This is a genomic window from uncultured Methylophaga sp. (assembly GCF_947259025.1).
Taxonomy (GTDB): Bacteria; Pseudomonadota; Gammaproteobacteria; order Nitrosococcales; family Methylophagaceae; genus Methylophaga.
Genome location: NZ_CAMYKO010000006.1, coordinates 206,426 through 230,699 on the forward strand (window position 1 = coordinate 206,426; position 24,274 = coordinate 230,699).

The window sequence follows — 24,274 nt, forward strand, 5'->3', positions numbered from 1 at the left end:
AATCAGGCGGTCCATGAAGAAATAAATTGTTCAATAAAGTCGGCTATCGCATGGACATCGTTGAGATCCAGGCAGAGCAAATCGCCTTTGTCCTGAATCTCGGCATCACTGGCGATAGCTATAATGTGCGGATCATCCCTGAAAAGTAAGGGTTTTCCAAGACTGGGCCGGTGTAATTCGATTTTGGGTATGGCTTCGTGCTTGAAACCTTCCACCAGGATGAGATCGAGTTTACTGCAGTCGAGTCTGGGTAAAAGCTGATTCAGCCGCGGCTCGCTGTCAATGTCAGAGTTTTTCTCCATCAGCGCCATCATCCGTGATGAGGCAATCAGCATCTGCTGGGCACCGGCCTCACGGATTTCATAACTATCCTTGCCGGGTTTATCGATATCAAAATTGTGATGCGCGTGTTTGACTACCGCAATCTGCAGGCCGCGACGTTTGAGTTCAGGCAACAGGCGGGTCAGCAATGTGGTCTTGCCGGTGCCGCTGAAGGCTGAAAAGCCGAGCATCGGCTGCGGACTTCTGAGCTCAGCGGCTTGTTGCCAGTCTTCCGGGTGGTTGAAATTAATGAAGGTCTGCGGCTGGTCGGAAAAATCTACTTCTGCCATTTTGTATTGGCTCAGCCAACGATCAATCTTGCGCTCACCCTGTTCGAGAAAAGCGCGTAAATCGGCTTTCAGGCGGGTGGGAATCAGGCTGAAGACTGGTTGCAAACGTTGCTCGTCTTTAGCCACGGCCAGCTCGCTCTGACTGTGCAGCAGGGTTTCCATCATGCGGCGGCGCAATAGTGCTGAAATCTGCGGACAATCACAGGGGGCGGTCAGAATATAATCAGCATCGGTATTTTCCATGGCCGTCAACATGCCGGCCAGCGGCCCCTGAAAGCCTTCGATTGAGTCGGCAATGACCGGATATCCCAGTTGCTGGTACTGGTCAATATTTCGATTAGCGTTAATAATGAGGCTGTCTACCTGAGGCAGCATGGCCGCAACGGCATGACGGATCATGGCACGGCCCTGATAATGAATAAGACCTTTATCATCACCGCCCATGCGCCGGGCTCGGCCGCCGGCCAGGATGACACCAGCTACAGTCGGGTAGGGTTGAGCTCGCATATCAACAGGTTTGCTTATCTATGAAAAATAAAAGGGTTCAATACGGTTTCAGTGCGCTCATTATACTGTTATTCAGTAGCCTGGCGTTGGCGGACAAGCTGGATATACAGGTTGTCGGTCTGTTTTCAGGCCAGGCGGTGCTTGAAGTCAATGGCCAGCAGCACCTGCTGAAAATTGGTCAGTCCACTGATGAGGGCATCACCCTAATTGCGGCTAACAGTAACGAGGCAGTGCTTGAGTTTAACGGCCGACAACAGACATTTCCATTGGGAAACCGCATCAGCAGTGAGTTTTCGGCGGCAGCTGCCCAACCCAGCGTGAGTTTGTGGCCGACCAACGGTATGTATCTGACACCGGGTACCGTTAACGGTTACAGCGTTGATTTCCTGGTCGATACCGGTGCCTCGGCAATCGCGTTCAATGCGGCTACAGCCAGGAGACTGGGGCTGGAGTTTTACCGCGGTGAGCGGGTGGGTATTCGGACTGCCTCGGGTCAGGAAGTCGGTTACCGGATCACGCTGGACGTGGTTCAGCTCGATGAGATCAAACTCTATAATGTCGCCGCAGTGGTGCTTGATGGGTCTGAGCCATCCACTGCGCTTTTAGGCATGTCGTTTCTGGGCCAGTTGGATATGCAGCGCAATGGCGAGCGCCTCGATCTGAAACAAAAGTTCTAGATACAAAAAAGCCCGGCTCGGCCGGGCTTTTCAGTGCAATTTAATATCAGTCGAAGCCTTTGCTGATAAGCGCATAGGCCGAGTGATTGTGGATCGACTCGAAGTTTTCTGATTCGACGATGTAGGCGCTGATGCGTTCGTCTTCGTTCAGTTTGGCCGCGATATCACGCACCATGTCTTCCACGAATTTCGGATTATCGTAGGCGCGCTCGGTCACATATTTCTCGTCAGGACGTTTGAGCAGACCGTAGATTTCACAGGAAGCCTGTTTTTCTACCAAATCGATCAGATCTTCAATCCAGACAAAGCTGTCGACACGAACAGTCAAAGTCACATGTGAACGCTGGTTGTGCGCGCCGTAGTCCGAAATGTTCTTGGAGCACGGGCACAGGCTGGTGACCGGCACGATAACCTTGACTGTCATCGCGGTGTCTTCGCCTTTGATTTCACCGATAAAGCTAACGTCGTAATCCATCAGGCTGCGAACCTTGGAGATAGGCGCTTCCTTATTGACGAAGTAGGGGAAGTTCATCTCGATGTAACCAGACTCAGCATCCAGGCGCTCGGTCATTTCACCCAGCATTTCGCGGAATGATTTAACCGTGATTTCGCGTTCATGTTGGTTCAGAATTTCAACGAAACGTGACATGTGCGTACCTTTAAAGTGGTGCGGCAGATTCACGTACATATTGAAATTGGCAATCGTATGTTGTTCACCGGCATTGCGGTCGCTGACCTTAACCGGGTGTTTGATATCCTTGATACCGACTTTATCAATTGCAATTTTGCGTTTGTCGGCGATATTCTGGACGTCTTCAATCTCGTCGTGTTTGGTGCTGGCTTGAGTTGTGCTCATTCAGTTATTCCTCGCTATATTTCACACAGGCGCGGTCTGTTTCCCAGAGGGTGACACCTGAAATCCTGGCTGTATCGTTATTCAGCGTGTCGCTCAGCTTGCGATAGAAATACTGGGCGATGTTTTCAGCCGTCGGGTTGATGGTATCGAATGGCGGGATGTCATTCAGATACCGGTGATCCAGGGTCTTGGCCAGTTCTCGGGTCGCGGTTTTCATGGTCTTGAAGTCCATTCCCATACCGTGCTCGTTCAGCGCGGTGGCAGTGACTTCAACCTCCAGCTTCCAGTTATGGCCATGCATGCGGCTGCAGTCGCCCGGGTAATCTCTCAGGGTATGCGCCGAAGCAAAATCAGCCAGGATCTTAAGGGTATAAATTGCGCTCATAATGTTGACTATTATACTCAGGAATTCATCGGGTTAACAGGACATTATGCCGAAAAGAATCGATTAATCATATCGATAATTCCTGTCGCATCGAGTCCGCAGTCCGCCAACATTTGCTTGTGCACGCCGTGATCAATGAATTTGTCAGGTAATCCCATATGTTGGACAGGTACAGCGTGGTTGATATCCCGCAAATATTCACTGACCGCGCTGCCGGCCCCACCCATCAGGGCATTTTCTTCGATGGTCAGCAGCAAATCATGGTTATCGGCCAGTTGCTGCACCATGGCGGTATCGAGGGGTTTGACGAAGCGCATATTGACCACGGTGGCGTTCAGTTGCTCGGCCGCCTTTTCCGCTTCTGCCACCATGCTGCCGAAAGCCAGAATGGCGACCTTCTCGCCCTGTCTGCGTAGTTCGGCTTTGCCGATTTCCAGGGTATTCAAAGCAGGGTCTATCTCTCGACCGACACCGCCGCCACGCGGATAACGCACTGCGCTGGGGCCGTTATGATGAAAGCCCGTGGTTAGCATCTGCCGGCATTCATTTTCATCGGCCGGTGTCATCACCACCATGTTAGGAATACAGCGCAGGTAGCTCAGATCAAAGCTGCCGGCATGGGTGGGCCCGTCAGCCCCGACCAGACCAGCGCGGTCGATGGCAAACAACACAGGCAGATTCTGCAGCGCCACATCGTGAATCAATTGATCGTAGGCACGCTGCAGGAAGGTGGAATAAATCGCTACCACCGGTTTTTTGCCTTCACAGGCCAGCCCGGCGGCCAGGGTCACTGAATGCTGCTCGGCAATGCCCACATCAAAATAGCGATCCGGGTAATCCTCAGCAAAACGGTTCAGGCCCGAGCCTTCACACATGGCCGGGGTAATGCCGATTAAATCGGCATCCTGTTTGGCCATATCGCAAAGCCAGCGGCCAAACACCTGGGTGTAACTGGGGCCGCCAGACTTGCTGTTACTGGCAGGACTGACACCGTGATATTTGCAGGGTTGCTGCTCAGCGGGTTCAAAGCCTTTGCCTTTTTTGGTCACCACATGCAGGAATTGTGGGCCTTTACGCTGCTTGAGGTTACCGAGCGTGGCGATCAGAGTATCGATATCATGGCCGTCAATCGGGCCGATGTAGTTAAAGCCCATTTCCTCGAACAGGGTGCCGGGGATCATCATGCCTTTAACATGCTCTTCGGCACGGCGGGCAATTTCCCAGGCCGAAGGGATTTTTTCCAGCACTCTTTTACTGCCTTCACGCGCTGAGGCATAAAAATTACCGGACAGGAGTTTAGCCAGGTAATTGGCCATGCCGCCGACGTTACGCGAGATCGACATCTCATTATCGTTCAGGATCACCAGCAGGTTGGCATCCAGATCGCCGGCATGGGCGAGGGCTTCAAAGGCCTGGCCGGCAGTGAGGGCACCATCACCGATAATGGCGACACTGTGGCGTGGATCATCATTGGCCTGAGCAGCAATCGCCATCCCCAGGGCAGCACTGATCGAGGTGCTGGAGTGGCCCACACCAAAGGTATCGTATTCACTCTCACAGCGTTTGGGGAAGCCTGAGAGCCCGCCGGGCTGGCGCATGGTGTCCATACGGTCCCGGCGTCCGGTCAGGATTTTGTGTACATAGCTTTGATGACCCACATCCCAGACCAACCGATCTTCGGGAGTGTCATAGACGTAATGCAGCGCCAGCGTCAGTTCGATAACGCCCAGATTGGAGGAAATATGACCGCCGGTTTGCTGCACACTGTCGATAATCAGGGTACGCAGTTCTTCGGCCAGTTGCGGCAACTGCTTTTTGTCCAGCTGACGTAAATCGTCCGGGCTGTTTATGTGAGCGAGTAAATTATCCATCAAATCAATCTATTAATGGGAGCGTTTCACCACGAACTGGGCCAACGCGGCCAAAGCTTCGGTGTCAAAAGGTAACTCTGCCAGTTGACCGAGGGCTTTTTCAATCAGCGCCACGGCTTTTTGCTGGGCTTTTTCCAGCCCCAGCAGTGCCGGGTAAGTGGGTTTGTTGAGCGCAATATCGGCACCCTGAGTTTTGCCCAGCGTCTCGGTATCAGCAATCACATCCAGCACATCATCCTGCACCTGGAAAGCCAGACCAATACAGTCAGCATAACGTTCCAGCCGCGCCAGGGTTTGTTGGTCACAGTCGCCAGCAGACAAAGCGCCCAGCACCACACTGGCACGGATTAAAGCGCCGGTTTTGAGCTTATGCATCGCTTGCAGGGCGTTGAGATCGAGTTTTTGTCCCACCGATTCCAGATCAATCGCCTGGCCGCCGGCCATGCCGAAAACGCCGGCAGACTGAGCCAGCTTATTCACCATCGCCACTTGTTGCGCCGGGTTTAATGCCGACTGACACAGGGTTTCAAATGCCAGTGACTGCAACGCATCGCCGACCAGTAACGCTGTTGCCTCATCAAAAGCCTTGTGACAGGTAGGACGGCCGCGACGCAAATCATCATCGTCCATCACCGGCATATCGTCGTGCACCAGCGAATAGGCATGAATCATTTCCACCGCGGCCGCAGCGGCATCCATGTTCTGGTTCTTGGCGTTGAGTGCCTGACCGGTAGCATAGACCAGCAGGGCACGCAGTCGTTTACCACCACCCAGCGTGGCGTAGCGCATCGCTTCCAGCAGGCGTGTTGAACTGATTTGTTCGCCAGCGCTTAGCTGTTTATCCAGCACAATTTCTATCTGTGCCTGGTGCGCCTGCATCCAGTCTTCAAGCGGGAATTTGGGATTCACGATGGATCGGATTCAGAATCAAAATCGACCATTGTGTTCTGGCCGGATTGTTGTAACAGCATCTGTACTTTCTGCTCTGCCGCTTTCAGTGACTCCTGGCAGTCGCGGGTCAGCAACACGCCGCGCTCGTAGAGTTTTAAAGATTCTTCCAGGCTGATATCACCTTGTTCCAGGCGTTCTACCAGCGCTTCCAGCTCCTTGACAGCTGCTTCGTAATCCAGCTTTTTTTGCTTCGACGCCATGCGGGCCTCTGAATTAAATCTAAACCGATGTAACCTTCTATTATAAGGGAATCCTGACGGCCTTGCCCGCTGGAATGTTTTTTTATTTCTGGTTAGTCTGTTGGGCTTGATTGTCGGTTTGCAAGCGAGCCATGCCTAAAATTATCCGCGGTTTACATAATCTGCCAGAGTCACCCCAGGGTTGCGTTGCCACTATTGGTAATTTTGATGGTGTTCATCTCGGCCATCAGGCGGTGCTCACACAACTGGCGATGAAAGGCGATATGCTGGGGCTGCCGGCCGTTATCATTACCTTCGAACCGCAGCCTTTCGAGTTTTTTGTCCCCGAAAAAGCGCCGGCGCGGCTGACCCGTTTCCGTGAAAAAGTTGAGGCTTTGCGGGCCTATTCCATTCAGCAACTGTGCGTGTTGCGTTTTAACGATGCCTTGGCGCGGATGAGCGCTGAAGACTTTATTCAGCAATTGCTGGTGGACGGGCTTGATGTCCGCTACCTGGTGGTGGGCGACGACTTTCGTTTTGGTCGCCATCGTCAGGGCGATTTTGCGATGCTCCAGCAAGCGGGCCACGACCATGGTTTCCAGGTGGTCAATATGCATACTTTTGCTATCGACCACGAGCGGGTGAGTAGTACCCGGATCCGCGATGCTCTGCGCGTCGGTGATCTGGAAACTGCAGAACGCCTGCTGGGACGGCCTTACCGGATGAGTGGCCGGGTGGCCCATGGTGACAAGCGTGGTCGCGAGATGGGGTTTCCTACAGCGAATATTCACCTGCACCGGCAAAAGACGCCACTCAATGGCGTGTTTGCGGTGCAGTTATTTGGCCTCAATGAAGAGCCGGTTAACGGTGTTGCCAATATCGGTATCCGACCGACGATAGGCGGAGACAAGGCCTTGCTGGAAGTGCACCTGTTTGATTTCAACCGCGATATTTATGGCGAACATGTGCAGGTACATTTTCTGCACAAGATCCGTGATGAGCAGCGGTTCGAGGGTCTGGAAGGACTGATGGCGCAGATTGAAAAGGACTGTGACCAGGCCAGAACCTTTTTTGCAGAGGTGTTCTAGCTTTCATCGCCCCAGCAGTGGTGGCGATGAAAGATAAGCAGGCCCTAGGCCTGGCCCCCGGAAGCATAACGCCCCCGGGGACAAGAAATAACACTTATCTGCTGAACTTAGTGAATGCTGTATTGACCGTGGCGGCAATCGCTGAGCAGCTTGTGAAAGTCGATACCACTGACGTGGATTAGATGCTCATGATCACCGGCCTCAAAATAGACATCGGTGAGGCTGGCCAATGAATCATCAACCAGCGTTTCCACTCCATAGGCACGGCCAATCGGCGGTATGGCACCGGGCACACAGTCATTGAGCATCGACTCAACCTGATTCTGCGGGGCAAGCTGATAATGCGTGCCCATTTCTTTGTCGATACGGCGATTATCAACGCGGCTGTTAGCCGGTACCACCACCATCAGATACTCGCCGCCATGATTCATCAGCACGGCTTTCGCCACCTGATTGGCTTTTACATGTGCGGCGGCGGCTGACTGACGGCTGGTTGCCGTTTTACGGTGGGCGCTGAGTTTGTAGTCGATACCACGATCATCCAGATAAGTTTTGACAACGTCAGACATCATCATCACGTTACCCTCCCAGCCGGCATTCAGAGCCTGAATGCCAGCTAATACGTCGCTGCTGGAAAAGCAGCTAAGTTCAGAATATACCCATTCAAATCAGAAGTATATGACCGGCGGGGCGCAGGATGCCTGATGACAGATCATGTCATGGCGAGGAGGCACGACGAAGCCATCCAGTCCCGTGCTCAATTATTGAAACCCGTGCAGTCCAAAAGCCTGCCGGCTTTACTGGATCGCCACAGCCTGCGGCCTCGCGATGACGGGACATGTCATGGCGAGGAGGGACGACGAAGCCATCCAGTCCAGTGCGCAATAGTTGAAACCCGTGCAGTCCAAAAGCCTGCCGGCTTTACTGGCTCGCCACGGCCTGCGGCCTCGCGATGACGGGACATGTCATGGCGAGGAGGGACGACGAAGCAATCCAGTCCAGTGCGCAATGGCAAAACCCGTGCAGTCCAAAAGCCTCACGGCTTTACTGGATCGCCGCGGCCTGCGGCCTCGCGATGACGGGACATGTCATGGCGAGGAGGGACGACGAAGCCATCCAGTCCGGAGCGAAATGGTTAACCCAGTGCAGTCCAAAAGCCTATCGGCTTTACTGGATCGCCACGACCTACGGCCTCGCGATGACGGGACATGTCATCGCGAGGAGGTATGACGAAGCCATCCAGTCCGGAGCGAAATGGTTCACCCTGTGCAGGTCAAAAGCCTGTTGGCTTTACTGGATCGCCGCGGCCTGCGACCTCGCGATGACGGAGTCTGTCATGGCGAGGAGGTACGACGAAGCCATCCAGTTCCAGTGCTCAATTGATAACCCAAATTAAGCGCCAGCAGCCGGGCTTACTGAATGACCATGCTCACATAGACATAGCAAATAACTATCTGATAACCCGCTGACCCAATGAGTCAGATCTCAATTATCAATCCCCAAGCTGATAGGTCTCACGCAGTATCTGATTACGCTCACGGGCCAGCTGAATGGCGCAGCTCATGGTCATCAAATTCTGAATACGGGGCTGGCTGTAAATCATAAATACGCTCTGACACTGACGCTTACGGTAGGCATCCCAGTTTTTCTGGCCCAGCTCAATCAATTGCAGCAGATCCGGGTCGCCGGCAAATTTTTGCCTGATGTGATCCAGGTTGCTGTCCAACTCATCCACCGCCCGCTCAAGCTTGGTATCCAGGCACTGATTCATGGCTTGCTCACCTACTGTCTGCGGACACAAAGCCCGAGCCTGGGTGAGGGATGGAGCGAACAGCACAAATAACAAAATAATTCTGAACATCATGGTTATTGTTTGAGAGTAAATAAAATCTGTCTGGCCAGCTTTTCCATTGTTTCCAGGCTGATATCGGCCTGCTGCAGAAAAGTGGCATCATAAAAATCCGGTTCGGCCCAGTGCTTGCCAGTAATATGGCAGCGCTTGGCCAGCTTGTTCAAACCCAACTCTTCCAATTCAAAGCCAAGCCGGGTCCAGACCAGGGCGAGGTCCTTTTCACTACTGTGGTCAACCTGTCCGTTTTCGATCTGGCGCAGGTAAACGCTGGTCTCCCTGGCAGCCAGCACCACATTCTGCAGTGCTTTGACTGACTGTTGCTGACGTGCCTGACTGGCCCGGTTCAGGTTGGCAAGCCAGCGGCGCACATGTTTGAAAATCGCCCACCATGTCTGGGGGCTGAGATTATCCATTATCCTGCTCCAGGCTGAGCCGCATCGGCACCATCGCGGAAAAGCTGAAACCCTGCTGTTGGTAGAATTGCTGTGCTGATTTGTTATCCCTGTCAGTGAGCAGGGTGATGCGCAAACAGTCTCTCTTGCGGGCATGCGCGATAGCCGCACTGAGTAATTGTCTGCCGTAACCGCTACCTCGAAAGTTTTCATTGATAATCATATCTTCCAGCAGTGCAACCCGGCCACCCATGGCGGTGGAAGGTAAATAAAGCAGACTGACCATGCCTATCACCTGGTGTTGTTGGCGGGCCAGTAAAATCTCTCCCTGCTCGGGGTGTGCCAGCTGGTCACGCACTGCCCGTTGTTGGCGGGGTGGGTCCGGTTTGAAATCAGCTTCCTGTTCAAACAGGGCTGTCAGTAGTGCCACGATGGCATCAATATCGTTATTACTGGCCAGACTGAAATGCAGTGCAGTCATGATTTTTCCTGTCGGTGAACGCGGGTTCGTTTCCGGGGTCGATTGATAGTAGCATGAGTCCAAGAATCCCTTTAAATGGAGGCAACATGGCGAAGTGGCTTGAGGCGACCGTCGTTGAAAACAAGCAGTGGAATGAACGGCTGCATTCTTTACGTTTGCAGGCGGATTTCCCGGAATTCAAAGCCGGACAATTTGCTCGCCTGGCACTGGACATTGATGGTGAACAGGTCATTCGACCTTTTTCGCTGGTCAATGCACCTGATGAGACACCCTTGGATTTTTATTTTATCGAGGTGCCTGGCGGACAGCTATCTCCGCACCTGGCCAGACTTGAGGCGGGGGATGCCGTTCAGCTTGCGCCCAAAGCCGCTGGGCTACTGACCGTGGATCAATTGCCCGAGGCGAAACATCTTTACCTGCTGTCTACCGGTACCGGCATTGGCCCGTTTTTGTCGATCATTAAAAATGCCGAGACCTGGCAGCGTTTTGAAAAAGTGGTGCTGGTACATGCCGTGCGTTATCAGGATGAGCTGACCTATCAGGACACCATTGCCGAAGTTCAGGCCAAGCAGCCGGAAAGCTTTGTCTATGTGCCCATGGTGAGTCGTGAACAGTGTGATTTCGCCTTGTCCGGTCGCATTCCCCAGGCAATAGAAGATGGTAAGTTGTCACACTGGACCGGGCTTGATATCACGCCGGAGGACAGCCAGATTATGCTATGCGGCAACCCGGCAATGATTCAGGAGACCATGGACCTTCTGATAGATAATTATGGACTGACCAAGCACAGCCGCCGCGAGCCGGGGCACATCAGTATTGAGAAATACTGGTAGTCAGCCCTGCTGGTAGGCCGCTTCCAAGGCGGGCAGGTCCAGTTTACTCATCTTCAGCAAAGCTGACATGACAGCCGGTGCCCGCTGTTTATCCTGCAGCATAGTATCCAGTGATCGCGGCACAATTTGCCAGTAAACACCGAACTGATCCTGCACCCAGCCACAGTGCAGGCTGCGACCGCCATTGGCGAGTAGTCTGTCCCACAACTGATCAATTTCCTGCTGATGATCACAGTTCACAAACAGCGATAGGGCATGATTAAAGCTCACTTCATCGCCGCCATTGAGGGCGATAAAAGTCTGACCATACAGGCGGAAATTGATCGATAAAACGCTGCCAGCCGGTCCCGGGCCAGCGCTGTTGTAGTAAAGCCTGTCTATTTCCTCACCATCAAACACTGACAAGTAAAAGGCCACAGCCTGTTCGGCATTGCCGTCAAACCATAAACAAGGCGAAATCTTGTCCATTACTCCCTCCCTTATGCGCCGCTCTCAGCCGCCAGTCGGGGTGACGTGGAGCTGGTGAAGCGCAGATAATGCGTGACTTAATGATCGATGATTAAGTCCAGCCATTGCCTGTGACTTATCCCAGCCGTCCCCGCACGGCCTTGATAAAAGCCTCGGCAATGGGCATGTCTCCCTGGTAAAGCTCGTCAATCTGGTTAATGGCTTCAGAGTGATCCAGGCACTGCACAATACAGGCTGCCACATCGGCGCGGGAGATGATTTGTTCATCCTTGTTCAGCGGTCGTTGTGTGGTGATACGCCCGGTGGCGGCATCATCCGTCAAACGACCGGGCCTCATAATGGTGTAGGGGACGCCACTTTCCAGCAGATGCTTGTCGGCAAAATGCTTGCAGATATTGTAGTGCTTGATGGCCGGGGTGCCGTTTTCCGGGTCACCGGCATCACGGCTGCTGATCATGACAAATTGTTTGACCTTATGCTTATGCGCCATATCGATGGCTTTCACCGCGCCCCACAGGTCAATCAGGATGGTTTTATCCGGTCCGGTCTTACCGCCCGAACCAGCGGTGAAGACGACCTTATCGCAGTCGGCAAAGGCCTCATCCGGCAAAGGCTGCTCCAGATCGGCAAGATAAGTCTCAGCGCCCAGTTTTTCCATGATTTGAGCCTGTTCCTGATTTCTGATCATCGCCCTGACTGGCATTTTCGCCAGTGCCATCAGTCCGATCAGTTGCTTACCAATCTGGCCATTGGCTCCGATTACCAGGGTTTTATCCATAGCGGACTCCTTTGCTTTGACTCGGTTAATGACAGATTATCACGCCTGAAAAGCACTATCATGATGCGTTATATGTCGATAAATGTTGACATAAAATATAAATGTCCATTATTCTGGAAATATGGAAATACAAAAAGCCACAGTGATCTTTGATGCCCTGTCTCAGGAAACCCGCCTGAAGGCATTCCGGCTGCTGGTGGAATCCGGACCCGAAGGCCTGCCAGCCGGAGCCATCAGTGAACAACTGCAAACACCACACAACACCTTGTCATTTCATCTCAACCAGTTATCACATGCCGGCATTGTGACCTCACAAAAACAGGGCCGCTCCGTGATTTACGCGGCCAATTTCGAAGCCATGAACGCTTTGATTAGCTTTATGGTGAAAGATTGCTGTAGCCGCGATATGGCACAGATTCGGGAAGATGAAAAAACCGGCTGTTCTATTATTCAACTATCAAACTGCTGCTGAAAAGCCAGCGAGGTAAACCATGAAAACCATGCATATCCACGTCGGTGTGGACAATATAGAGCAGGGCGTTCGCTTTTATTCAGCGATGTTCGCTGCAAAACCGAGCAAACTAAAAGACGATTACGCCAAGTGGGAATTGACTGACCCAAAGCTGAACTTTGCCATCTCAACCCGCAGTGGCAAACAAGGCCTCGATCATCTGGGCCTGCAGGTCGAAGATGACGTTGAGCTGACTGCCCTGCGTGATCAACTGACAGAAGCGGATATCAGCACTTTTGATGAAGGCGAAACGGTGTGCTGCTATGCCGAGTCCGACAAGTCCTGGGTTGAAGATCCGGCCGGAATTGCCTGGGAAGCCTATCGCACCATGGGGGAAGCCCAGCTTTTCTCCGAGCAGAAAAACGAGTCTGACAGTGCTTGCTGTACGCCAGTCAATATTCCTGTGGTATCGGCCGCCAGTGACTGCTGTGAACCTTCTGATAACAACAATTCCGGATGCTGCTGATGAAAAAAGTACTGGTTTTATGCACGGGTAATTCCTGCCGTTCGGTCATGGCCGAAGCCCTGATTAATCAACTTAAAGACGACTACCAGGCCGTTAGTGCGGGTAGTCAGCCTGCCGGTTATGTCCATCCCAAATCGATTGAAACGCTGAAACGCCACGGCATCGACCCCGGTCAGCCAAAAAGTCAGTCCTGGGATGACTTTGCTGATACGGCTTTTGATTATGTGATCACGGTGTGTGATAACGCAGCCAATGAAGCCTGTCCGGCTTTTATGGGCGATTTCAAACGACTGCACTGGAGCACACCTGATCCCGCCAAGGCCGAGGGCACTGAAGCGGACATTGAAGCCGCCTTTGATGAAGCCTTCAACATGCTCAAAACACGTATCGAACAGGAGCTACCATGAGCGAATCGAGCGCCCCGATCGGCGTCTTTGAACGTTTTTTATCAGTCTGGATTGCGTTGGCCATCATCGCCGGTGTCAGTTTGGGCTGGTTCTTTCCCGGTGTCTTTCAGCAGATTGCCGCGCTGGAATTTGCCAATGTCAATCTGGCCGTTGCCGTATTTATCTGGCTGATGATTTTCCCGATGATGGTCAATGTCGACTTTGCCTCTATTAAGGATGTTGGCAAAAAGCCTAAAGGCCTGTGCCTGACGCTGGTGGTCAACTGGCTGATCAAGCCGTTTACCATGGCCGGGCTGGGGATATTGTTCTTCGAGTTCCTGTTTGCCGGCCTGGTCGATCCGCAAACTGCTAAGGAATATATTGCTGGCATGATTCTGCTGGGCGTGGCGCCCTGTACCGCGATGGTGTTTATCTGGAGCCAGCTGGTGCGCGGTGATGCCAATTACACGCTGGTGCAGGTGTCGATCAACGACATCATTATGGTGTTCGCTTTCGCGCCAATAGCTGCCTTTCTGCTGGGGATGACCAATATTATCGTGCCCTGGGAGACGTTGTTATTGTCGGTGGTGCTGTACGTGGTCACACCATTGATGGCCGGTTACTTCACTCGCCGTAAGCTGGATAAAAGCAACGATCACCACGAGATTGCCGAGTTTACCGAGAAGGTCAAACCCTGGTCGATTCTGGGTCTGCTGGCGACCGTGACCTTGTTATTCGGCTTTCAGGCCGAAACCATTCTCGCCAAGCCAATGGTGATTGTTTTAATTGCTATCCCTTTATTGATTCAGAGCTACGGCATTTTTGCCATTGCCTATGGCTGGGCCTATTTGTGGAAAGTACCGTTCAATGTCGCCGCTCCCGCTGCCCTGATTGGCACCTCTAACTTCTTTGAATTGGCAGTGGCGGTGGCTATCAGCCTGTTTGGCCTCAACTCTGGTGCAGCGCTGGCTACCGTGGTCGGCGTGCTGGTGGAAGTACCGGTGATGTTGTCACTGGTGGCTCTGGCGATCAAAACCAAGCCTTTGTTTGCACGGTTTGCTTAGGGGCATGTTGTAAGTACTGGGACTGGATCGCCGCGGCCTGTGGCCTCGCGATGACAGAGGGGTGTCATTGCGAGGAGGTACGACGAAGCAATCCAGTACCGTGCTTAAAACAATCACCACTTGTCCCTAAATCACCCCAGCCAGCCGACAGAAAGCTTACTCTCGTATCGGCAACAAGCCATGCTCCTCAACACGGCCCGTAATCAGCCGGGTGGCAATCACTTCAAAGTAGGTATTATTGCCACTGATACCTTTTGCTCCGGGCAGGTTTAGCTTATCCAGAGGGAGGGTTTCCAGGCTCACAGTCTGATGGGTCTGCAAACTGTTCTTGAAACTGTCGGCCAGCACCCAGAACGGTTTGCCGAAATGGCGTGCGGCCAGCGCCTGTAGCAGGGTACCGGTTTTATTAACAAAGTGATGGTCACTCAGCCAGTTGTCACAGCCGACGATATTCATATCCACATTGGGCATGGTCTGGCCCATTTCGGCATCGGTAATTACCGTGACCGGCACGTCCATACGGTTTAGTTGTGAGGCAACCATCAGCCCCTCATTCCCCGGCGCGCTGATGGTGATAATCACGTTGAAATCCATATGTCGCTCAAGCAGCTGTTCGAACATTGCCATCACCTGTGAACTGCGGCTATGGGTCATCACGGTCATGCCGGGTTTAATCAGCTCTGCTGCGTTTTCAGCAACTTGTTCCGATGCCTGAGCAAGCTGGCGATAAACATTCAGCAAACCATCCAGGTATTGCTGCCGATAGTTATCAGCCCCGGGATCAAGGCGCTGCTGCCAGCGGTGCAGGGCATTGCCCAGCGGCACCATACTGGCGCGGGCATGGCTCAGATCTTCCACGATCATTTCAATCTGTTCGGGTGTTTGTTCGCCAGTCTCGAAAAGACAGTCCTTGAGCCGCGATAAGGTCAGCAAAGCCAGTTCGGTTGCACCGGCGCTGCGGTTCTCCTGCAGCGAAGTGAGCAGGTGTTGATAAGCCTCTGACATGGCGCGCCACCTTTTCCTTAATTGCAATAAAGCATAGGACTGATTGTGACATGCCATGGGCTTGGTCAACCAGCTTCAGGCTTCATCAGCACCTGGGGTGATGAGTAGCCTATTCAGCGTCTGATTAAATTTCACTCATCCATTTTGTCGTTATAATGGACGATACGCAGGCTAGAAGTCACGTGCCAGCCATATCATCAGATCGGCGATCTGAAAGGAGTGGGATGATGAGTAACAGGCAAAACCCCGGCATTTACGTGGAGTGTCTGGCTGATTATCGGGCGGAACAAGAGCCCGGCCGTTTCTTTTATGGCGACAGACAAATCCTGGTCAGCGAAATCCTGGATCGCTGGCTGGATCCTTCTCATGGCTATTACAAACTACGTGGAGATGATGATGCGCTATATATTCTGCGCCATGATGTCATTCTTGATAGTTGGGAGCTGATCCTGTTCGACAGCGGAAAATACGAGCCCACGCGGCTGTCATCGACATAGCCTGACTTGATGACAGCGCACCAACCTCTAAGACAAACCGTCACTGCGAGGAGCGATAGCGACGCGGCAGTCCAGCCTCGATCTATATTCAAGTCCGGGCTGGTCGTGCTTGTGGGTTTTGATTGCTCAACTGAGGCCTGGATTGCTTCACTTCGTTCGCAATGACGGCGCTTAGAAAAATCATCACTGTGAGGAACGATAGCGACGCGGCAGTCCAGCCCCGATCTATATTCAAGTCCGGGCTGTTTGTACTGGTGAGTTTTGATTGCTGAACTGAGGCCTGGATTGCTTCACTTCGTTCGCAATGACGGCGCTTAGAAAAATCGTCACTGTGAGGAACGATAGCGACGCGACAGTCCAGCCCCGATCTATATTCAAGTCCGGGCTGTTTGTGCTTGTGGGTTTTGATTGCTGAACTGTGGCCTGGATTGCTTCACTGCGTTCGCAATGACGGGACGTAGGAAAAATCGTCACTGCGAGGAGCGCTAGCGACGCGGCAGTCCAGCCCCGATCTATATTAAATCCCAGGCTGATTGTACTTGTGAGTTTTGATTGCTGAGCTGTGGCCTGGATTGCTTCACTTCGTTCGCAATGACGGGACTTAGAGAAAATGTCACTGCGAGGAGCGCTAGCGACGCGGCAGTCCAGCCCCGATCTATATTAAATCCCGGGCTGATTGTACTTGTGAGTTTTGATTGCTGAGCTGTGGCATGGATTGCTTCACTTCGTTCGCAATGACGGGACTTAGAGAAAATGTCACTGCGAGGAGCGCTAGCGACGCGGCAGTCCAGATCCAGATCTCAATTCCACGCACCATCATTGATATTCACCCCCCCCCAAGACCGCCAGAAAAAGCCTCAAGCATTCACCACAATCATACCAATCGCAGCAGCATAAACCGCCAGAATCAGCGCACTTTCAAAACCGATGCGACCAATGCCATAGGTTTCACGCCGCACCATACCCATCAGCAAAATGGCGGTCATTAGAATACTGACCAATCCCCAGGTCATCTGCAGCGGTGCCATTGCTGAATAGATTGACCCATCGGGATAAGCAACATCCGCCGCAGCGACGACCAGCATATTAAAGCAGTTGGTGCCAAAGATATTACTGACCGCCAGGGTCAGTGCGCCATAGCGAATAGCCGCGATGGTTGTCACCAGCTCAGGCGCCGAAGTCACCAGCGCGGTCAGCAGACCACCGACCAGCGTGTCTGAGAGCCCGGTCTCATCAGCAATGAGTTTGGCGGATTCCATCAGGGTCCAACCGGCGAGCCCGGTGACCACCGCCAGCGCCACAAACAACAGCCATCTTGCCAGCAGACTGCCACTGCGTTTTTGTTTGGGGCTATCCGGCACAGTTTGCTTTGTGCGCCGTGGAAACCACATCGGTTTGGCCTCGGTGTGACGCACCAGTTGAATGCCGAACAGATAGGCAATAATGATCACAAAAGTGACCGGATGCAGAAGCCACTGGGATGAGACCGGCGTCACAATGGCAAGCAGGGGCAGGGTAAGCAGAACGATCAGCAGCCCGGCCAGCATCAGGTTCACCGGCGAGGCAGCGGCATGTTCCAGGTTGGCTTTGCGGTAAACGATATCAGCGATGCCCAGAAAGGCCAGGTTCACTGCCATACTGCCCATCACATTACTCATTGCCAGATCGGGGCGGGCATCCATTGCTGCACTTAAGGTCGCGGCGAAGTCAGGCAGGGAAGTCACCCCCGCCAGTAGCAGAATACCGAACAAGGCTTCACCCATACCGGTGCGGTCAGCCAGTTCATCGGCCAGTCCCGCCAGACGGCTGCCAGCGGCGACGATAATGACTGCCGCCAAGGCAAACGCAATAATGCTGAGCAGCAATGATGAAAACATGCGGGTGTTTAACCCCCGTGCTGTTGAAAGTCCATAATCAAAATGTCTGAGGACGATTCTGCTTGATTATGGTGTTTTTCAAAACCCCTGCGCTTACTTGAAAATCAGCCGTAGTCGCTCGACTCTTGAGATCAGCACTAAATCTACGGCGATAATGACCGCTATGGCTGCCGCTGAGAGCGGAAACAGCAAGGCCACGACCAGCATCAGAGCCACCACGGCTCTATTGGCAGCGGGATGTGCGGGTGGCGGGACAATAGCGCGGGTTTTTTGCGGGCGACGCTTCCACCACATCACGGTACCGCCGACAATCATCAACATCACCAGTGCGCATAGCACCAGGTTCGTGATCAGATTCCACAGTCCCAGATCCCCCTGATGCAGGGGAATGCCCGCTGTCATGGCCTTACCCATCAGTGGATAATCTGCAAAGCGGACATCACCCAATACCTCACCGGAGTGACGGTCCAGATGCAAAGTACGTTCTTGCAGCGGATTGGTCAGATCGCCGGCCATGGTAGTGGTAGAAATCGTCCACACACCGGTGTCATCGGCCGGAAGGTGAACACGGAAGCTGTCAAAACCCTGCTCTTGAGCCATCTGCGCTACCTGATCCAGGTCCAGCGCTTTCGGCTTGTCAGGCGCACTGTCCGATTGTGGCATCGGCGTCTGTTCCAGCGTCCAGGGCACATGTTCCATACCCTCATGGTTCATACTTTGATGCGTGGTTTCTGTTGCCGGGGCAACGAAGCTGGTGCTGGGCACCGAACTCCAGGCCTGCACCAGTTTTCCGCCCCAGATATTGGTCCAAGACATCCCCGAGAGCAGGAAAAACAGCAGTGGCAGCGCCAGTACAAGACCAATAAAACCGTGCAGACGACGCCAGTCGGTGCGACTGCTTAAACGGGCTCGTGGCAACATATCGCGCCAGCTTTGACGCTGAAAGGCCAGATAAATACCACTGAGCACCATCAATATCGCCAGCCCGGCAGCAATCTCGATCAGACTGTCACCCAGGTCGCCCAGATACAGCTTGCCGTGAAAGGTTTTGATCGCCGAATAAATACTATCGCCCGGATCATAGGTGCCCAGTACTTCGCCGTTATAAGGGTTCACAAAAGCCGTGGTGCTGGGCGCACCGTGGCCGCCATGACCGCCAGCGTGATGGGCAACCAGCGAAAACTGAGCCGACTGTGTCGGTTCAGATGGCGGAATATAGAGCTTCACTCTGGCGTCAGGAAATGACTCGCGAACTGTCGCCAGCAATGTTGTCGCGGGCAGCGCATCACCTTCAACACTGACCTGGGTCATATCCTTGATCAGCCAATTATCGACAGGCTTGCTCAACAGCATCATCAGGCCGCTCGCCGACAACGCCAGCAGAAATGGCATCACCAGCAGCCCGGCATAAAAATGCCAGCGCCAGAGTGCGCGGTAAAAAGCACCATCACGTGGGGCAGTAGAGTTAGCAGTGTTCATTTAAGATTTTGTCTTGTGGGGAAATTTAGATTAATCAGCTCGGGGAAATCAGCAGCAACGGCAAGCTTAAACGTCGCCTGAACCCAAGTCCAGCGGTTTTCTATTGAGAGAGGGATTAAGCGGGTAGTTAGATATAAGCAGGCGAACTGGCAAAAATCTCAGGGTTCAGGGCTTTGAACACGGTCCAGATTCGGCTGGTGATAGTTTCGGACTGCTTGATTAGCTCAGCTTCAGCAGGCTCATCACTGAACAGGCCATCGATGTATGTCTGAACCAGCCTGTCATTGTTTTGCAGCTTAAAGTCCTGTTCAATCTTTTTCAGCTCAGCAGCGTCGAATTGATTGACCCGGCGTTTGGCCAGATAGCCTTCAGCATCCAGAGTCAGATACCAGAGCTTAATGCTGCGTAACACTTCAGCCCCGTCTTTATCTGCCACAATCTGTGCTTCAATCAGTTGAATATCCTGGTTGGCATTTTTCCACAAAACCCGCTGCCTGGAAGTGATACTCGACAGATAGCCGTTGGGAACCAGCTTGATTCGCTCGCTTTCTGGGGTGTAGAGATAAGTGCGATAGGCGATATTCATTGATTTGTCTTTGCCTGGTTGCCGTGTGCTCTCACAAGCTGCCTGCGACTGGCTTAAGAAGCCCGCCGGGCAGGAAGGTCAGGAATGATGAAAGAATCATCTTGTTTCGATGGCGCTTGTTGCAGCCTCTCAAGTAATGCCTGATATGCTCTGACACCATGACTCTGGCTGTCGTAACGCGATGGCGTTTCACCCTGTTTACTGGCTTCACGAAAAGACGTATCCACCGGAATCACCGAAGACCAGGTGTGCTGGGCATAATCCGTACGCAGAGTTTCCAGCGTCAGCACTGAGGCCCGTGTTCGCTGGTCATACATAGTGGGGATGATGGTGTAGTCCAACGCCTGCTTAAGAGATTTGGTCACCATAGTGATGGTTCTGAGCATACGCTCCAGGCCTTTAAGTGCCAGAAACTCGGTCTGTACAGGAACCAGCAGGTGATCACTCGCGGCCAGGGCATTAATCATCAAAGCGCCGAGTCCGGGCGGACTGTCGATAATGACATGATCAAAATCATGACTGACCTGAGCAATGGCTCGTGTCACTTTCAGCCCCATGCCACCCTGTGTGGCTTTGCGTTCAACCGTAGCGAGGCCGATGCTGGCCGGCATCAAATACAGACCTTCACTGTTGGTGGGGCGAATCAAGGCCTGCACTTCGCTGCGGCGGATTTTATCTGTGCTGAACAGATTGGTGCTGCTTGTATGAATATGTTCAGGATCATGGCCAAAGTAGGAAGTCATCGAACCCTGTGGGTCGATATCAATTAACAGAACCCGCTGTCCCTGGTCGGCCAGTAAGCCTCCCAGGCTGATAGCCGTTGTGGTTTTTCCTACCCCACCTTTCTGATTGGCTACCGCCCATGTTTTCATAGCGAGTTCCTCTCAATATTCCCTGAACTATTTGTGACAAAATTTAAACCGCTTTTTAGGCGTTTGCAAGATAATATTAACTTTTAAATTAGGTGTATAACTCAAGTTACTGAATATTAATTAAAAACTGATTTAAATGGTTTCGTGACTGAGAAAAGATTTTTGATGTATCGGTGTGCTGATCTGAGTTCTGAAATGGCGAAAATCGGCTTGAACGCAATAATCCCCGCCGCTGGTCAGACGAACCGCTGGTAATTTAGCCGGCAAAGCGTGACACTGACTATCTCATTATCCAGGGAGTTGATATGCAAACGGTTGTTGTCTTCGGTGCCGCCAGTGGTCTGGGCGCGGCAATGTTGGATTATTTTCATGATGCGGGCTACAACGTTATCGCTGTCGCCCGTGACCCGTCGAGAAATCCACGCCTGGCTGAATTGAATCTGGACAGCTTCAGTTGTGATGCCACCGATGAGATGCAGGTCGAACAGACCGTTGCCAAGCTGCCCAAAGACGTCTGGGTTATCTCAACCATGGGCAGTTACCGGGCTGAAGTTCCGGTCGATTACATCGGTCATCGTCATCTTATCAATGCCCTGGAAGCCAATTCTATCCAGCGCTTTCTATTGGTGACATCACTGGGCTGCGGCGACTCCTGGCAGTATCTTTCAGCGCGATCCAAGCAGGGCTTTGGTGCAGCCGTACGGGAGAAATCGCTGGCCGAATCCTGGCTGCAGACCAGCACCCTTGATTACACCATCCTTCGCCCCGGTGGCCTGAAAGACGGTGAAGTGACTCACACAGGCCAATTATCACAGCATCAGGAAGTTCATGGCCTGATTTACCGCAGTGAAGTGGCAAGGCTGGCTGAAATGTTACTCAACAAAGCAGAGAGTGTCGGTCAGGTCTATCAGTGTGTTGACCCAGAACTGAGCTGGTAGGTGGGGAGCGAGTATCACGGCTTCCAACAGCGGATTCAATTAGAAAATAGGGACGAGAAAAAATGAAATCTTCAAAGTGGCTACTTATTGCTTCAACCTTATTAATTTCAATATCAGTCAAGGCTGAACCAAGCAAAGATGCGCTTATTGGCACATGGTATGCGAATATTCATACCAGTATGTCTGAATCGACTATGTGGTTGCTTCAACTCAGGGAAGACAACAGCTACCTTTCTCAGAAAATGCTGTGTCAGACAAAAAAATTAATCTGGGTCGATGAAACAACCGGCACCTGGAAGTTAGATAAATCAGCATTAATCCAGATGCCGAAAACCCGTAGTGATTTCAATAAGTATGAAGAAACGGAATCAGGCGAAACCATTACCTTTACCGATGTCACGGTGAAAGAAGACTCATTGAGTTACAAAAATGCCAACCAGAAAAAGCTCACATTCAAACGCCATGATGGTTTTTTCAGAATGCGTTGCAGTGGGTTGATGTAAGGTTTGTGAGTCAGTATTAACAATTAAACTTGGCCAGGTTTCTGGCTAGCAGCCAATTTCAAACGAGGTCTGTGAACGGCTCTTCGAAATCACCTGCATCAAGGCTGGTTGAGACTCTGATTCTCTAGCAGTCCGCTTCAGGATATTGTTAGATTTTCCCTCTCTTTTTCATACTCTCGAACTGTTTTCTTGCCAGGTATCCATAAGATAGATAAAGAACACCTACATAAAATACAGTGAGAAAAGCCAGTATCCCGATCAAGATTAATGGATTGGATTTCATGAAATTGATGACTTGATAATGTTCACTTGTCAGTGTCACAAAAATGCTCACTATAAGCAGTGAAACCAGCCATGAAGTCAGATAGGAAAACCAGACGAGTTTTGTTTTTTCTGATGAGGTTGGAACGCGCTTGTTGTCCTGAATAAATTTTGCCACAGCGAATATAGCTGCCCCCATCAGAGCGCCAATTGTCACGCCTGACCCAGACTCTATCTCCAGTAACGCCGACACGATTGATAAGACAATAAGGAGGGCTAGGTTGACCAACCCAAATCTGAGGATATATTTGCTGAGTTTAACGTCCTGTGTCATTCAATAATTCCTTTTGATGCTTTTAAATTTTGAGTGGAGATGCAGCCTGAATCGGGAGCTGTGCTCTACTGGGTGCTCTTGCTTTAAACCTGACTATTCGTCACTGTCTGGAGTAGTTTGATGAGGCTAGTGCAATCACGGTTTCGAGATCACCTCAACGCTATCAGCAAGGCAAGCCGTTTTTTTCCTGTCAAAGCTCTGAACCGGGTTGGTGACATACCGAACCCCGGTTACCCTGACGGTGGCGCCCTTGGGAACAGACCACGGTGTAGGCGAGTTGATATCGCCGATTAAAGCTGATGAGCCGCAGTAACGCTTCCAGTCATCGCGGCCTTGTGCAGCCACCAGGGCCCCGCGAAACACACCCACCACATCCGGAATAGGCGCGTACACTGGCTTCCAGGTCTCAGGTTTGGCTACTGGCTCAAGCTTGGCATGGCCAATTCGACAGGCCTCAATGTCGGCGTCAGACGCCTCATAGCCACGCGCCAGATTACGAGCGGGTCTGACGCACGTGCTATAGCATTCGCTGTTTGCAGCACGACAGTCCATAGACATTTGTTGTAGTTCCTTTGCCAGGTCCTGTGCTGAAACAGCCGTTGAAACAATCGCTGCCAGGAGCGCTAAAGCTACTGCAGCGGCGGGAATCATACGAAAAGCATTTGAATTCATTGAGGTTCCTTTCTCAGTTGGAAGGTTGGCTTACACAGCGTTGTTAGGTGGAACTGAGTTAAGGTTACCAGGACGTATGTCTCCATGGTGTGTGAATAGAGGCTGAGCCAAAGAGGTCGGCCGGACACTGACAGTGATGTTAACAGCATTCTCAGGCAACGGGCTCAGACCAGACAGCGAACTCATTCCCACTGGGATCGGTGAAGTGAAACCGCCGACCGCCGGGGAAATCGAATATATCTTTAACTATCATACCGCCCGCTGAGATAACGCCTTCAAGTGTTGCCTCAAGCTCTGAGCTGTAGAGCACGACTAAAACGCTGCCTTTCTCAGGTGAAGCTATTTGGTCTGACTTGTAAAAGCCGCCATCTAATCCCGCATTCTCAATCGCTACATAGTCGGTGCCATAATCAACAAACGACCAGCCAAAAGCCGAAGTAAAGAATGCCTTCGTCGCCTCAAGATCCCGTGATGGCATTTCGACATAATTGATTTTTCCTGTTTCCTTCATCGAGCTGTCCTTTATGCTTGACGTATTACCAAGCTCATTTTACGTAGTCCTGCGGAGTATGCCTTGGCCGACGGTGAGTATGAGCTACTCATCAGGTTGTTTATGAGCCATAGCCAAAAAACCGTAAGACTTCGATTATTGCTATAACAACAGTTGATATCGCGCCTGAAATGATGGCTATATTCAGCCAACTTTCTAGTTCAATTTTTTGTTTTATATGCACGGGTTTCCCATGCCAATAAAGGTTGTTATCTTCGTCTATGCCCAAATGATCAAGCTCATCTATTGTTATGCTTTTGATTTCTGGCATTGAGAATTGTCCTTAACTTTAACTAGAAATGACGACTTAAGGCTGTCAGCAAGGGTGCCGCTTTGCTGCGTCC

Annotated in this window: 32 protein-coding genes; 11 read left to right on the forward strand and 21 right to left on the reverse strand. The window is 52.0% G+C overall.

Annotated elements, in window-relative coordinates; all coding sequences use genetic code 11:
* Window positions 1-2: 2 nt before the first annotated feature.
* The gene (gene mobA, locus Q0X64_RS11015; RefSeq protein WP_297812792.1) at window positions 3-1,118 is read right to left on the reverse strand and encodes a molybdenum cofactor guanylyltransferase MobA; all 1,116 of its coding nucleotides are present in this window, start codon (window positions 1,116-1,118) and stop codon (window positions 3-5) included.
* A 20-nt stretch (window positions 1,119-1,138) separates the two neighbouring features.
* On the opposite strand from mobA, the gene Q0X64_RS11020 reads away from it, so the two are divergent.
* The gene (locus tag Q0X64_RS11020; RefSeq protein ID WP_297812796.1) at window positions 1,139-1,795 is read left to right on the forward strand and encodes a retropepsin-like aspartic protease; all 657 of its coding nucleotides are present in this window, start codon (window positions 1,139-1,141) and stop codon (window positions 1,793-1,795) included.
* 46 nt (window positions 1,796-1,841) lie between these two features.
* Here the strand turns inward: Q0X64_RS11020 and folE2 are convergent, their stop codons facing one another.
* From folE2 to Q0X64_RS11045, 5 genes are read right to left on the reverse strand one after another with little or no spacing between them, the layout of a single operon-like run.
* The gene (gene folE2, locus Q0X64_RS11025) at window positions 1,842-2,651 is read right to left on the reverse strand and encodes a GTP cyclohydrolase FolE2 (protein ID WP_297812799.1); all 810 of its coding nucleotides are present in this window, start codon (window positions 2,649-2,651) and stop codon (window positions 1,842-1,844) included.
* A 4-nt stretch (window positions 2,652-2,655) separates the two neighbouring features.
* Entirely contained in the window at window positions 2,656-3,036 is a 381-nt protein-coding gene (gene queD, locus Q0X64_RS11030) for a 6-carboxytetrahydropterin synthase QueD (protein ID WP_297812802.1), read from the reverse strand.
* Window positions 3,037-3,080: 44 nt separating this feature from the next.
* Window positions 3,081-4,907 carry a 1-deoxy-D-xylulose-5-phosphate synthase gene (dxs, locus tag Q0X64_RS11035; protein WP_297812805.1) on the reverse strand — a complete coding sequence of 609 codons (1,827 nt, stop codon included), beginning with the start codon at window positions 4,905-4,907 and terminating at the stop codon, window positions 3,081-3,083.
* A 12-nt stretch (window positions 4,908-4,919) separates the two neighbouring features.
* The gene (gene ispA / locus Q0X64_RS11040; protein WP_297813283.1) at window positions 4,920-5,786 is read right to left on the reverse strand and encodes a (2E,6E)-farnesyl diphosphate synthase; all 867 of its coding nucleotides are present in this window, start codon (window positions 5,784-5,786) and stop codon (window positions 4,920-4,922) included.
* A 26-nt stretch (window positions 5,787-5,812) separates the two neighbouring features.
* On the reverse strand, window positions 5,813-6,058 hold the full coding sequence (locus Q0X64_RS11045; RefSeq protein ID WP_297812807.1) for an exodeoxyribonuclease VII small subunit: 246 nt from the start codon (window positions 6,056-6,058) through the stop codon (window positions 5,813-5,815).
* Window positions 6,059-6,189: 131 nt separating this feature from the next.
* Between Q0X64_RS11045 and ribF the strand changes: the two genes are divergently transcribed.
* Window positions 6,190-7,125: a bifunctional riboflavin kinase/FAD synthetase gene (gene ribF, locus Q0X64_RS11050; RefSeq protein WP_297812812.1), complete on the forward strand. Its 936-nt coding sequence runs from the start codon at window positions 6,190-6,192 to the stop codon at window positions 7,123-7,125.
* A gap of 107 nt (window positions 7,126-7,232) precedes the next feature.
* On the opposite strand, the gene Q0X64_RS11055 is transcribed toward ribF, so the two are convergent.
* Window positions 7,233-7,700 (reverse strand): aminoacyl-tRNA deacylase, encoded by a 468-nt coding sequence (locus tag Q0X64_RS11055; protein WP_297813286.1) that lies wholly within the window; start codon window positions 7,698-7,700, stop codon window positions 7,233-7,235.
* A 392-nt stretch (window positions 7,701-8,092) separates the two neighbouring features.
* Here Q0X64_RS11055 and Q0X64_RS11060 point away from each other — a divergent pair, with 392 nt between their 5' ends.
* Window positions 8,093-8,521 carry a hypothetical protein gene (locus Q0X64_RS11060; protein WP_297812815.1) on the forward strand — a complete coding sequence of 143 codons (429 nt, stop codon included), beginning with the start codon at window positions 8,093-8,095 and terminating at the stop codon, window positions 8,519-8,521.
* Window positions 8,522-8,617: 96 nt separating this feature from the next.
* On the opposite strand, the gene Q0X64_RS11065 is transcribed toward Q0X64_RS11060, so the two are convergent.
* From Q0X64_RS11065 to Q0X64_RS11075, 3 genes are read right to left on the reverse strand one after another with little or no spacing between them, the layout of a single operon-like run.
* Window positions 8,618-8,989, reverse strand: a complete 372-nt coding sequence (locus Q0X64_RS11065; RefSeq protein WP_297812817.1) for a lysozyme inhibitor LprI family protein — start codon at window positions 8,987-8,989, stop codon at window positions 8,618-8,620.
* A 2-nt stretch (window positions 8,990-8,991) separates the two neighbouring features.
* Complete coding sequence (locus Q0X64_RS11070; protein ID WP_297812820.1) at window positions 8,992-9,390, reverse strand: hypothetical protein; 399 nt, start codon at window positions 9,388-9,390, stop codon at window positions 8,992-8,994.
* Window positions 9,383-9,850 carry a GNAT family N-acetyltransferase gene (locus tag Q0X64_RS11075; protein ID WP_297812823.1) on the reverse strand — a complete coding sequence of 156 codons (468 nt, stop codon included), beginning with the start codon at window positions 9,848-9,850 and terminating at the stop codon, window positions 9,383-9,385. Before Q0X64_RS11075 ends, Q0X64_RS11070 begins: the two co-directional genes overlap by 8 nt.
* Before the next feature lie 86 nt (window positions 9,851-9,936).
* Between Q0X64_RS11075 and Q0X64_RS11080 the strand changes: the two genes are divergently transcribed.
* Window positions 9,937-10,683: a ferredoxin--NADP reductase gene (locus Q0X64_RS11080; RefSeq protein ID WP_297812824.1), complete on the forward strand. Its 747-nt coding sequence runs from the start codon at window positions 9,937-9,939 to the stop codon at window positions 10,681-10,683.
* On the opposite strand, the gene Q0X64_RS11085 is transcribed toward Q0X64_RS11080, so the two are convergent.
* The gene (locus Q0X64_RS11085) at window positions 10,684-11,151 is read right to left on the reverse strand and encodes a VOC family protein (RefSeq protein WP_297812826.1); all 468 of its coding nucleotides are present in this window, start codon (window positions 11,149-11,151) and stop codon (window positions 10,684-10,686) included.
* Window positions 11,152-11,266: 115 nt separating this feature from the next.
* A complete protein-coding gene (locus tag Q0X64_RS11090; RefSeq protein WP_297812829.1) occupies window positions 11,267-11,929 on the reverse strand; it encodes an SDR family oxidoreductase in 663 nt (220 codons plus the stop codon).
* Window positions 11,930-12,050: 121 nt separating this feature from the next.
* Between Q0X64_RS11090 and Q0X64_RS11095 the strand changes: the two genes are divergently transcribed.
* The 4 genes from Q0X64_RS11095 to arsB are packed head-to-tail and all read left to right on the forward strand — an operon-like array spanning window position 12,051 to window position 14,356.
* A complete protein-coding gene (locus Q0X64_RS11095) occupies window positions 12,051-12,401 on the forward strand; it encodes a metalloregulator ArsR/SmtB family transcription factor (protein ID WP_297812831.1) in 351 nt (116 codons plus the stop codon).
* A 19-nt stretch (window positions 12,402-12,420) separates the two neighbouring features.
* The gene (locus Q0X64_RS11100; protein WP_297812834.1) at window positions 12,421-12,906 is read left to right on the forward strand and encodes an ArsI/CadI family heavy metal resistance metalloenzyme; all 486 of its coding nucleotides are present in this window, start codon (window positions 12,421-12,423) and stop codon (window positions 12,904-12,906) included.
* Window positions 12,906-13,313 carry an arsenate reductase ArsC gene (locus Q0X64_RS11105; protein WP_297812836.1) on the forward strand — a complete coding sequence of 136 codons (408 nt, stop codon included), beginning with the start codon at window positions 12,906-12,908 and terminating at the stop codon, window positions 13,311-13,313. Before Q0X64_RS11100 ends, Q0X64_RS11105 begins: the two co-directional genes overlap by 1 nt.
* Complete coding sequence (arsB, locus tag Q0X64_RS11110; protein WP_297812838.1) at window positions 13,310-14,356, forward strand: ACR3 family arsenite efflux transporter; 1,047 nt, start codon at window positions 13,310-13,312, stop codon at window positions 14,354-14,356. The genes Q0X64_RS11105 and arsB overlap by 4 nt, the downstream gene beginning before the upstream one ends.
* Window positions 14,357-14,512: 156 nt before the next feature.
* Here arsB and Q0X64_RS11115 read toward each other — a convergent pair whose 3' ends face one another.
* Complete coding sequence (locus Q0X64_RS11115; RefSeq protein ID WP_297812840.1) at window positions 14,513-15,361, reverse strand: hypothetical protein; 849 nt, start codon at window positions 15,359-15,361, stop codon at window positions 14,513-14,515.
* A gap of 227 nt (window positions 15,362-15,588) precedes the next feature.
* Here Q0X64_RS11115 and Q0X64_RS11120 point away from each other — a divergent pair, with 227 nt between their 5' ends.
* Window positions 15,589-15,858 carry a hypothetical protein gene (locus Q0X64_RS11120; protein WP_297812843.1) on the forward strand — a complete coding sequence of 90 codons (270 nt, stop codon included), beginning with the start codon at window positions 15,589-15,591 and terminating at the stop codon, window positions 15,856-15,858.
* An 857-nt stretch (window positions 15,859-16,715) separates the two neighbouring features.
* On the opposite strand, the gene Q0X64_RS11125 is transcribed toward Q0X64_RS11120, so the two are convergent.
* From Q0X64_RS11125 to Q0X64_RS11140, 4 genes are all read right to left on the reverse strand, one after another.
* Window positions 16,716-17,735 carry a sodium:calcium antiporter gene (locus Q0X64_RS11125; RefSeq protein WP_297812846.1) on the reverse strand — a complete coding sequence of 340 codons (1,020 nt, stop codon included), beginning with the start codon at window positions 17,733-17,735 and terminating at the stop codon, window positions 16,716-16,718.
* 93 nt (window positions 17,736-17,828) lie between these two features.
* Window positions 17,829-19,214: a PepSY domain-containing protein gene (locus tag Q0X64_RS11130; RefSeq protein WP_297812849.1), complete on the reverse strand. Its 1,386-nt coding sequence runs from the start codon at window positions 19,212-19,214 to the stop codon at window positions 17,829-17,831.
* Window positions 19,215-19,341: 127 nt separating this feature from the next.
* Entirely contained in the window at window positions 19,342-19,800 is a 459-nt protein-coding gene (locus Q0X64_RS11135) for a hypothetical protein (protein WP_297812852.1), read from the reverse strand.
* Window positions 19,801-19,853: 53 nt separating this feature from the next.
* Entirely contained in the window at window positions 19,854-20,672 is an 819-nt protein-coding gene (locus Q0X64_RS11140) for a ParA family protein (RefSeq protein WP_297812855.1), read from the reverse strand.
* Between the two features lie 305 nt (window positions 20,673-20,977).
* On the opposite strand from Q0X64_RS11140, the gene Q0X64_RS11145 reads away from it, so the two are divergent.
* Window positions 20,978-21,610, forward strand: a complete 633-nt coding sequence (locus Q0X64_RS11145; RefSeq protein ID WP_297812858.1) for an SDR family oxidoreductase — start codon at window positions 20,978-20,980, stop codon at window positions 21,608-21,610.
* 62 nt (window positions 21,611-21,672) lie between these two features.
* Entirely contained in the window at window positions 21,673-22,113 is a 441-nt protein-coding gene (locus Q0X64_RS11150) for a hypothetical protein (RefSeq protein WP_297812861.1), read from the forward strand.
* Between the two features lie 148 nt (window positions 22,114-22,261).
* On the opposite strand, the gene Q0X64_RS11155 is transcribed toward Q0X64_RS11150, so the two are convergent.
* The 4 genes from Q0X64_RS11155 to Q0X64_RS11170 all read right to left on the reverse strand — a co-directional run bounded on the left by Q0X64_RS11155 (window position 22,262) and on the right by Q0X64_RS11170 (window position 24,201).
* The gene (locus Q0X64_RS11155; RefSeq protein ID WP_297812863.1) at window positions 22,262-22,708 is read right to left on the reverse strand and encodes an ABZJ_00895 family protein; all 447 of its coding nucleotides are present in this window, start codon (window positions 22,706-22,708) and stop codon (window positions 22,262-22,264) included.
* A 135-nt stretch (window positions 22,709-22,843) separates the two neighbouring features.
* Window positions 22,844-23,266, reverse strand: coding sequence for a hypothetical protein (locus Q0X64_RS11160; RefSeq protein WP_297812866.1), 423 nt, complete (start codon window positions 23,264-23,266; stop codon window positions 22,844-22,846).
* A 265-nt stretch (window positions 23,267-23,531) separates the two neighbouring features.
* On the reverse strand, window positions 23,532-23,891 hold the full coding sequence (locus Q0X64_RS11165; RefSeq protein ID WP_297812869.1) for a VOC family protein: 360 nt from the start codon (window positions 23,889-23,891) through the stop codon (window positions 23,532-23,534).
* Between the two features lie 100 nt (window positions 23,892-23,991).
* Window positions 23,992-24,201 carry a hypothetical protein gene (locus Q0X64_RS11170; RefSeq protein WP_297812872.1) on the reverse strand — a complete coding sequence of 70 codons (210 nt, stop codon included), beginning with the start codon at window positions 24,199-24,201 and terminating at the stop codon, window positions 23,992-23,994.
* Between the last annotated feature and the right edge of the window lie 73 nt (window positions 24,202-24,274).

Bases quoted from the DNA above. Each gene is read 5' to 3' on its own strand.
- mobA (WP_297812792.1), bottom strand. From the start codon at position 1,118: ATGCGAGCTCAACCCTACCCGACTGTAGCTGGTGTCATCCTGGCCGGC.
- Q0X64_RS11020 (WP_297812796.1), top strand. From the start codon at position 1,139: ATGAAAAATAAAAGGGTTCAATACGGTTTCAGTGCGCTCATTATACTG.
- folE2 (WP_297812799.1), bottom strand. From the start codon at position 2,651: ATGAGCACAACTCAAGCCAGCACCAAACACGACGAGATTGAAGACGTC.
- queD (WP_297812802.1), bottom strand. From the start codon at position 3,036: ATGAGCGCAATTTATACCCTTAAGATCCTGGCTGATTTTGCTTCGGCG.
- dxs (WP_297812805.1), bottom strand. From the start codon at position 4,907: ATGGATAATTTACTCGCTCACATAAACAGCCCGGACGATTTACGTCAG.
- ispA (WP_297813283.1), bottom strand. From the start codon at position 5,786: ATGCAGGCGCACCAGGCACAGATAGAAATTGTGCTGGATAAACAGCTA.
- Q0X64_RS11045 (WP_297812807.1), bottom strand. From the start codon at position 6,058: ATGGCGTCGAAGCAAAAAAAGCTGGATTACGAAGCAGCTGTCAAGGAG.
- ribF (WP_297812812.1), top strand. From the start codon at position 6,190: ATGCCTAAAATTATCCGCGGTTTACATAATCTGCCAGAGTCACCCCAG.
- Q0X64_RS11055 (WP_297813286.1), bottom strand. From the start codon at position 7,700: ATGATGATGTCTGACGTTGTCAAAACTTATCTGGATGATCGTGGTATC.
- Q0X64_RS11060 (WP_297812815.1), top strand. From the start codon at position 8,093: ATGGCGAGGAGGGACGACGAAGCAATCCAGTCCAGTGCGCAATGGCAA.
- Q0X64_RS11065 (WP_297812817.1), bottom strand. From the start codon at position 8,989: ATGATGTTCAGAATTATTTTGTTATTTGTGCTGTTCGCTCCATCCCTC.
- Q0X64_RS11070 (WP_297812820.1), bottom strand. From the start codon at position 9,390: ATGGATAATCTCAGCCCCCAGACATGGTGGGCGATTTTCAAACATGTG.
- Q0X64_RS11075 (WP_297812823.1), bottom strand. From the start codon at position 9,850: ATGACTGCACTGCATTTCAGTCTGGCCAGTAATAACGATATTGATGCC.
- Q0X64_RS11080 (WP_297812824.1), top strand. From the start codon at position 9,937: ATGGCGAAGTGGCTTGAGGCGACCGTCGTTGAAAACAAGCAGTGGAAT.
- Q0X64_RS11085 (WP_297812826.1), bottom strand. From the start codon at position 11,151: ATGGACAAGATTTCGCCTTGTTTATGGTTTGACGGCAATGCCGAACAG.
- Q0X64_RS11090 (WP_297812829.1), bottom strand. From the start codon at position 11,929: ATGGATAAAACCCTGGTAATCGGAGCCAATGGCCAGATTGGTAAGCAA.
- Q0X64_RS11095 (WP_297812831.1), top strand. From the start codon at position 12,051: ATGGAAATACAAAAAGCCACAGTGATCTTTGATGCCCTGTCTCAGGAA.
- Q0X64_RS11100 (WP_297812834.1), top strand. From the start codon at position 12,421: ATGAAAACCATGCATATCCACGTCGGTGTGGACAATATAGAGCAGGGC.
- Q0X64_RS11105 (WP_297812836.1), top strand. From the start codon at position 12,906: ATGAAAAAAGTACTGGTTTTATGCACGGGTAATTCCTGCCGTTCGGTC.
- arsB (WP_297812838.1), top strand. From the start codon at position 13,310: ATGAGCGAATCGAGCGCCCCGATCGGCGTCTTTGAACGTTTTTTATCA.
- Q0X64_RS11115 (WP_297812840.1), bottom strand. From the start codon at position 15,361: ATGTCAGAGGCTTATCAACACCTGCTCACTTCGCTGCAGGAGAACCGC.
- Q0X64_RS11120 (WP_297812843.1), top strand. From the start codon at position 15,589: ATGAGTAACAGGCAAAACCCCGGCATTTACGTGGAGTGTCTGGCTGAT.
- Q0X64_RS11125 (WP_297812846.1), bottom strand. From the start codon at position 17,735: ATGTTTTCATCATTGCTGCTCAGCATTATTGCGTTTGCCTTGGCGGCA.
- Q0X64_RS11130 (WP_297812849.1), bottom strand. From the start codon at position 19,214: ATGAACACTGCTAACTCTACTGCCCCACGTGATGGTGCTTTTTACCGC.
- Q0X64_RS11135 (WP_297812852.1), bottom strand. From the start codon at position 19,800: ATGAATATCGCCTATCGCACTTATCTCTACACCCCAGAAAGCGAGCGA.
- Q0X64_RS11140 (WP_297812855.1), bottom strand. From the start codon at position 20,672: ATGAAAACATGGGCGGTAGCCAATCAGAAAGGTGGGGTAGGAAAAACC.
- Q0X64_RS11145 (WP_297812858.1), top strand. From the start codon at position 20,978: ATGCAAACGGTTGTTGTCTTCGGTGCCGCCAGTGGTCTGGGCGCGGCA.
- Q0X64_RS11150 (WP_297812861.1), top strand. From the start codon at position 21,673: ATGAAATCTTCAAAGTGGCTACTTATTGCTTCAACCTTATTAATTTCA.
- Q0X64_RS11155 (WP_297812863.1), bottom strand. From the start codon at position 22,708: ATGACACAGGACGTTAAACTCAGCAAATATATCCTCAGATTTGGGTTG.
- Q0X64_RS11160 (WP_297812866.1), bottom strand. From the start codon at position 23,266: ATGTCTATGGACTGTCGTGCTGCAAACAGCGAATGCTATAGCACGTGC.
- Q0X64_RS11165 (WP_297812869.1), bottom strand. From the start codon at position 23,891: ATGAAGGAAACAGGAAAAATCAATTATGTCGAAATGCCATCACGGGAT.
- Q0X64_RS11170 (WP_297812872.1), bottom strand. From the start codon at position 24,201: ATGCCAGAAATCAAAAGCATAACAATAGATGAGCTTGATCATTTGGGC.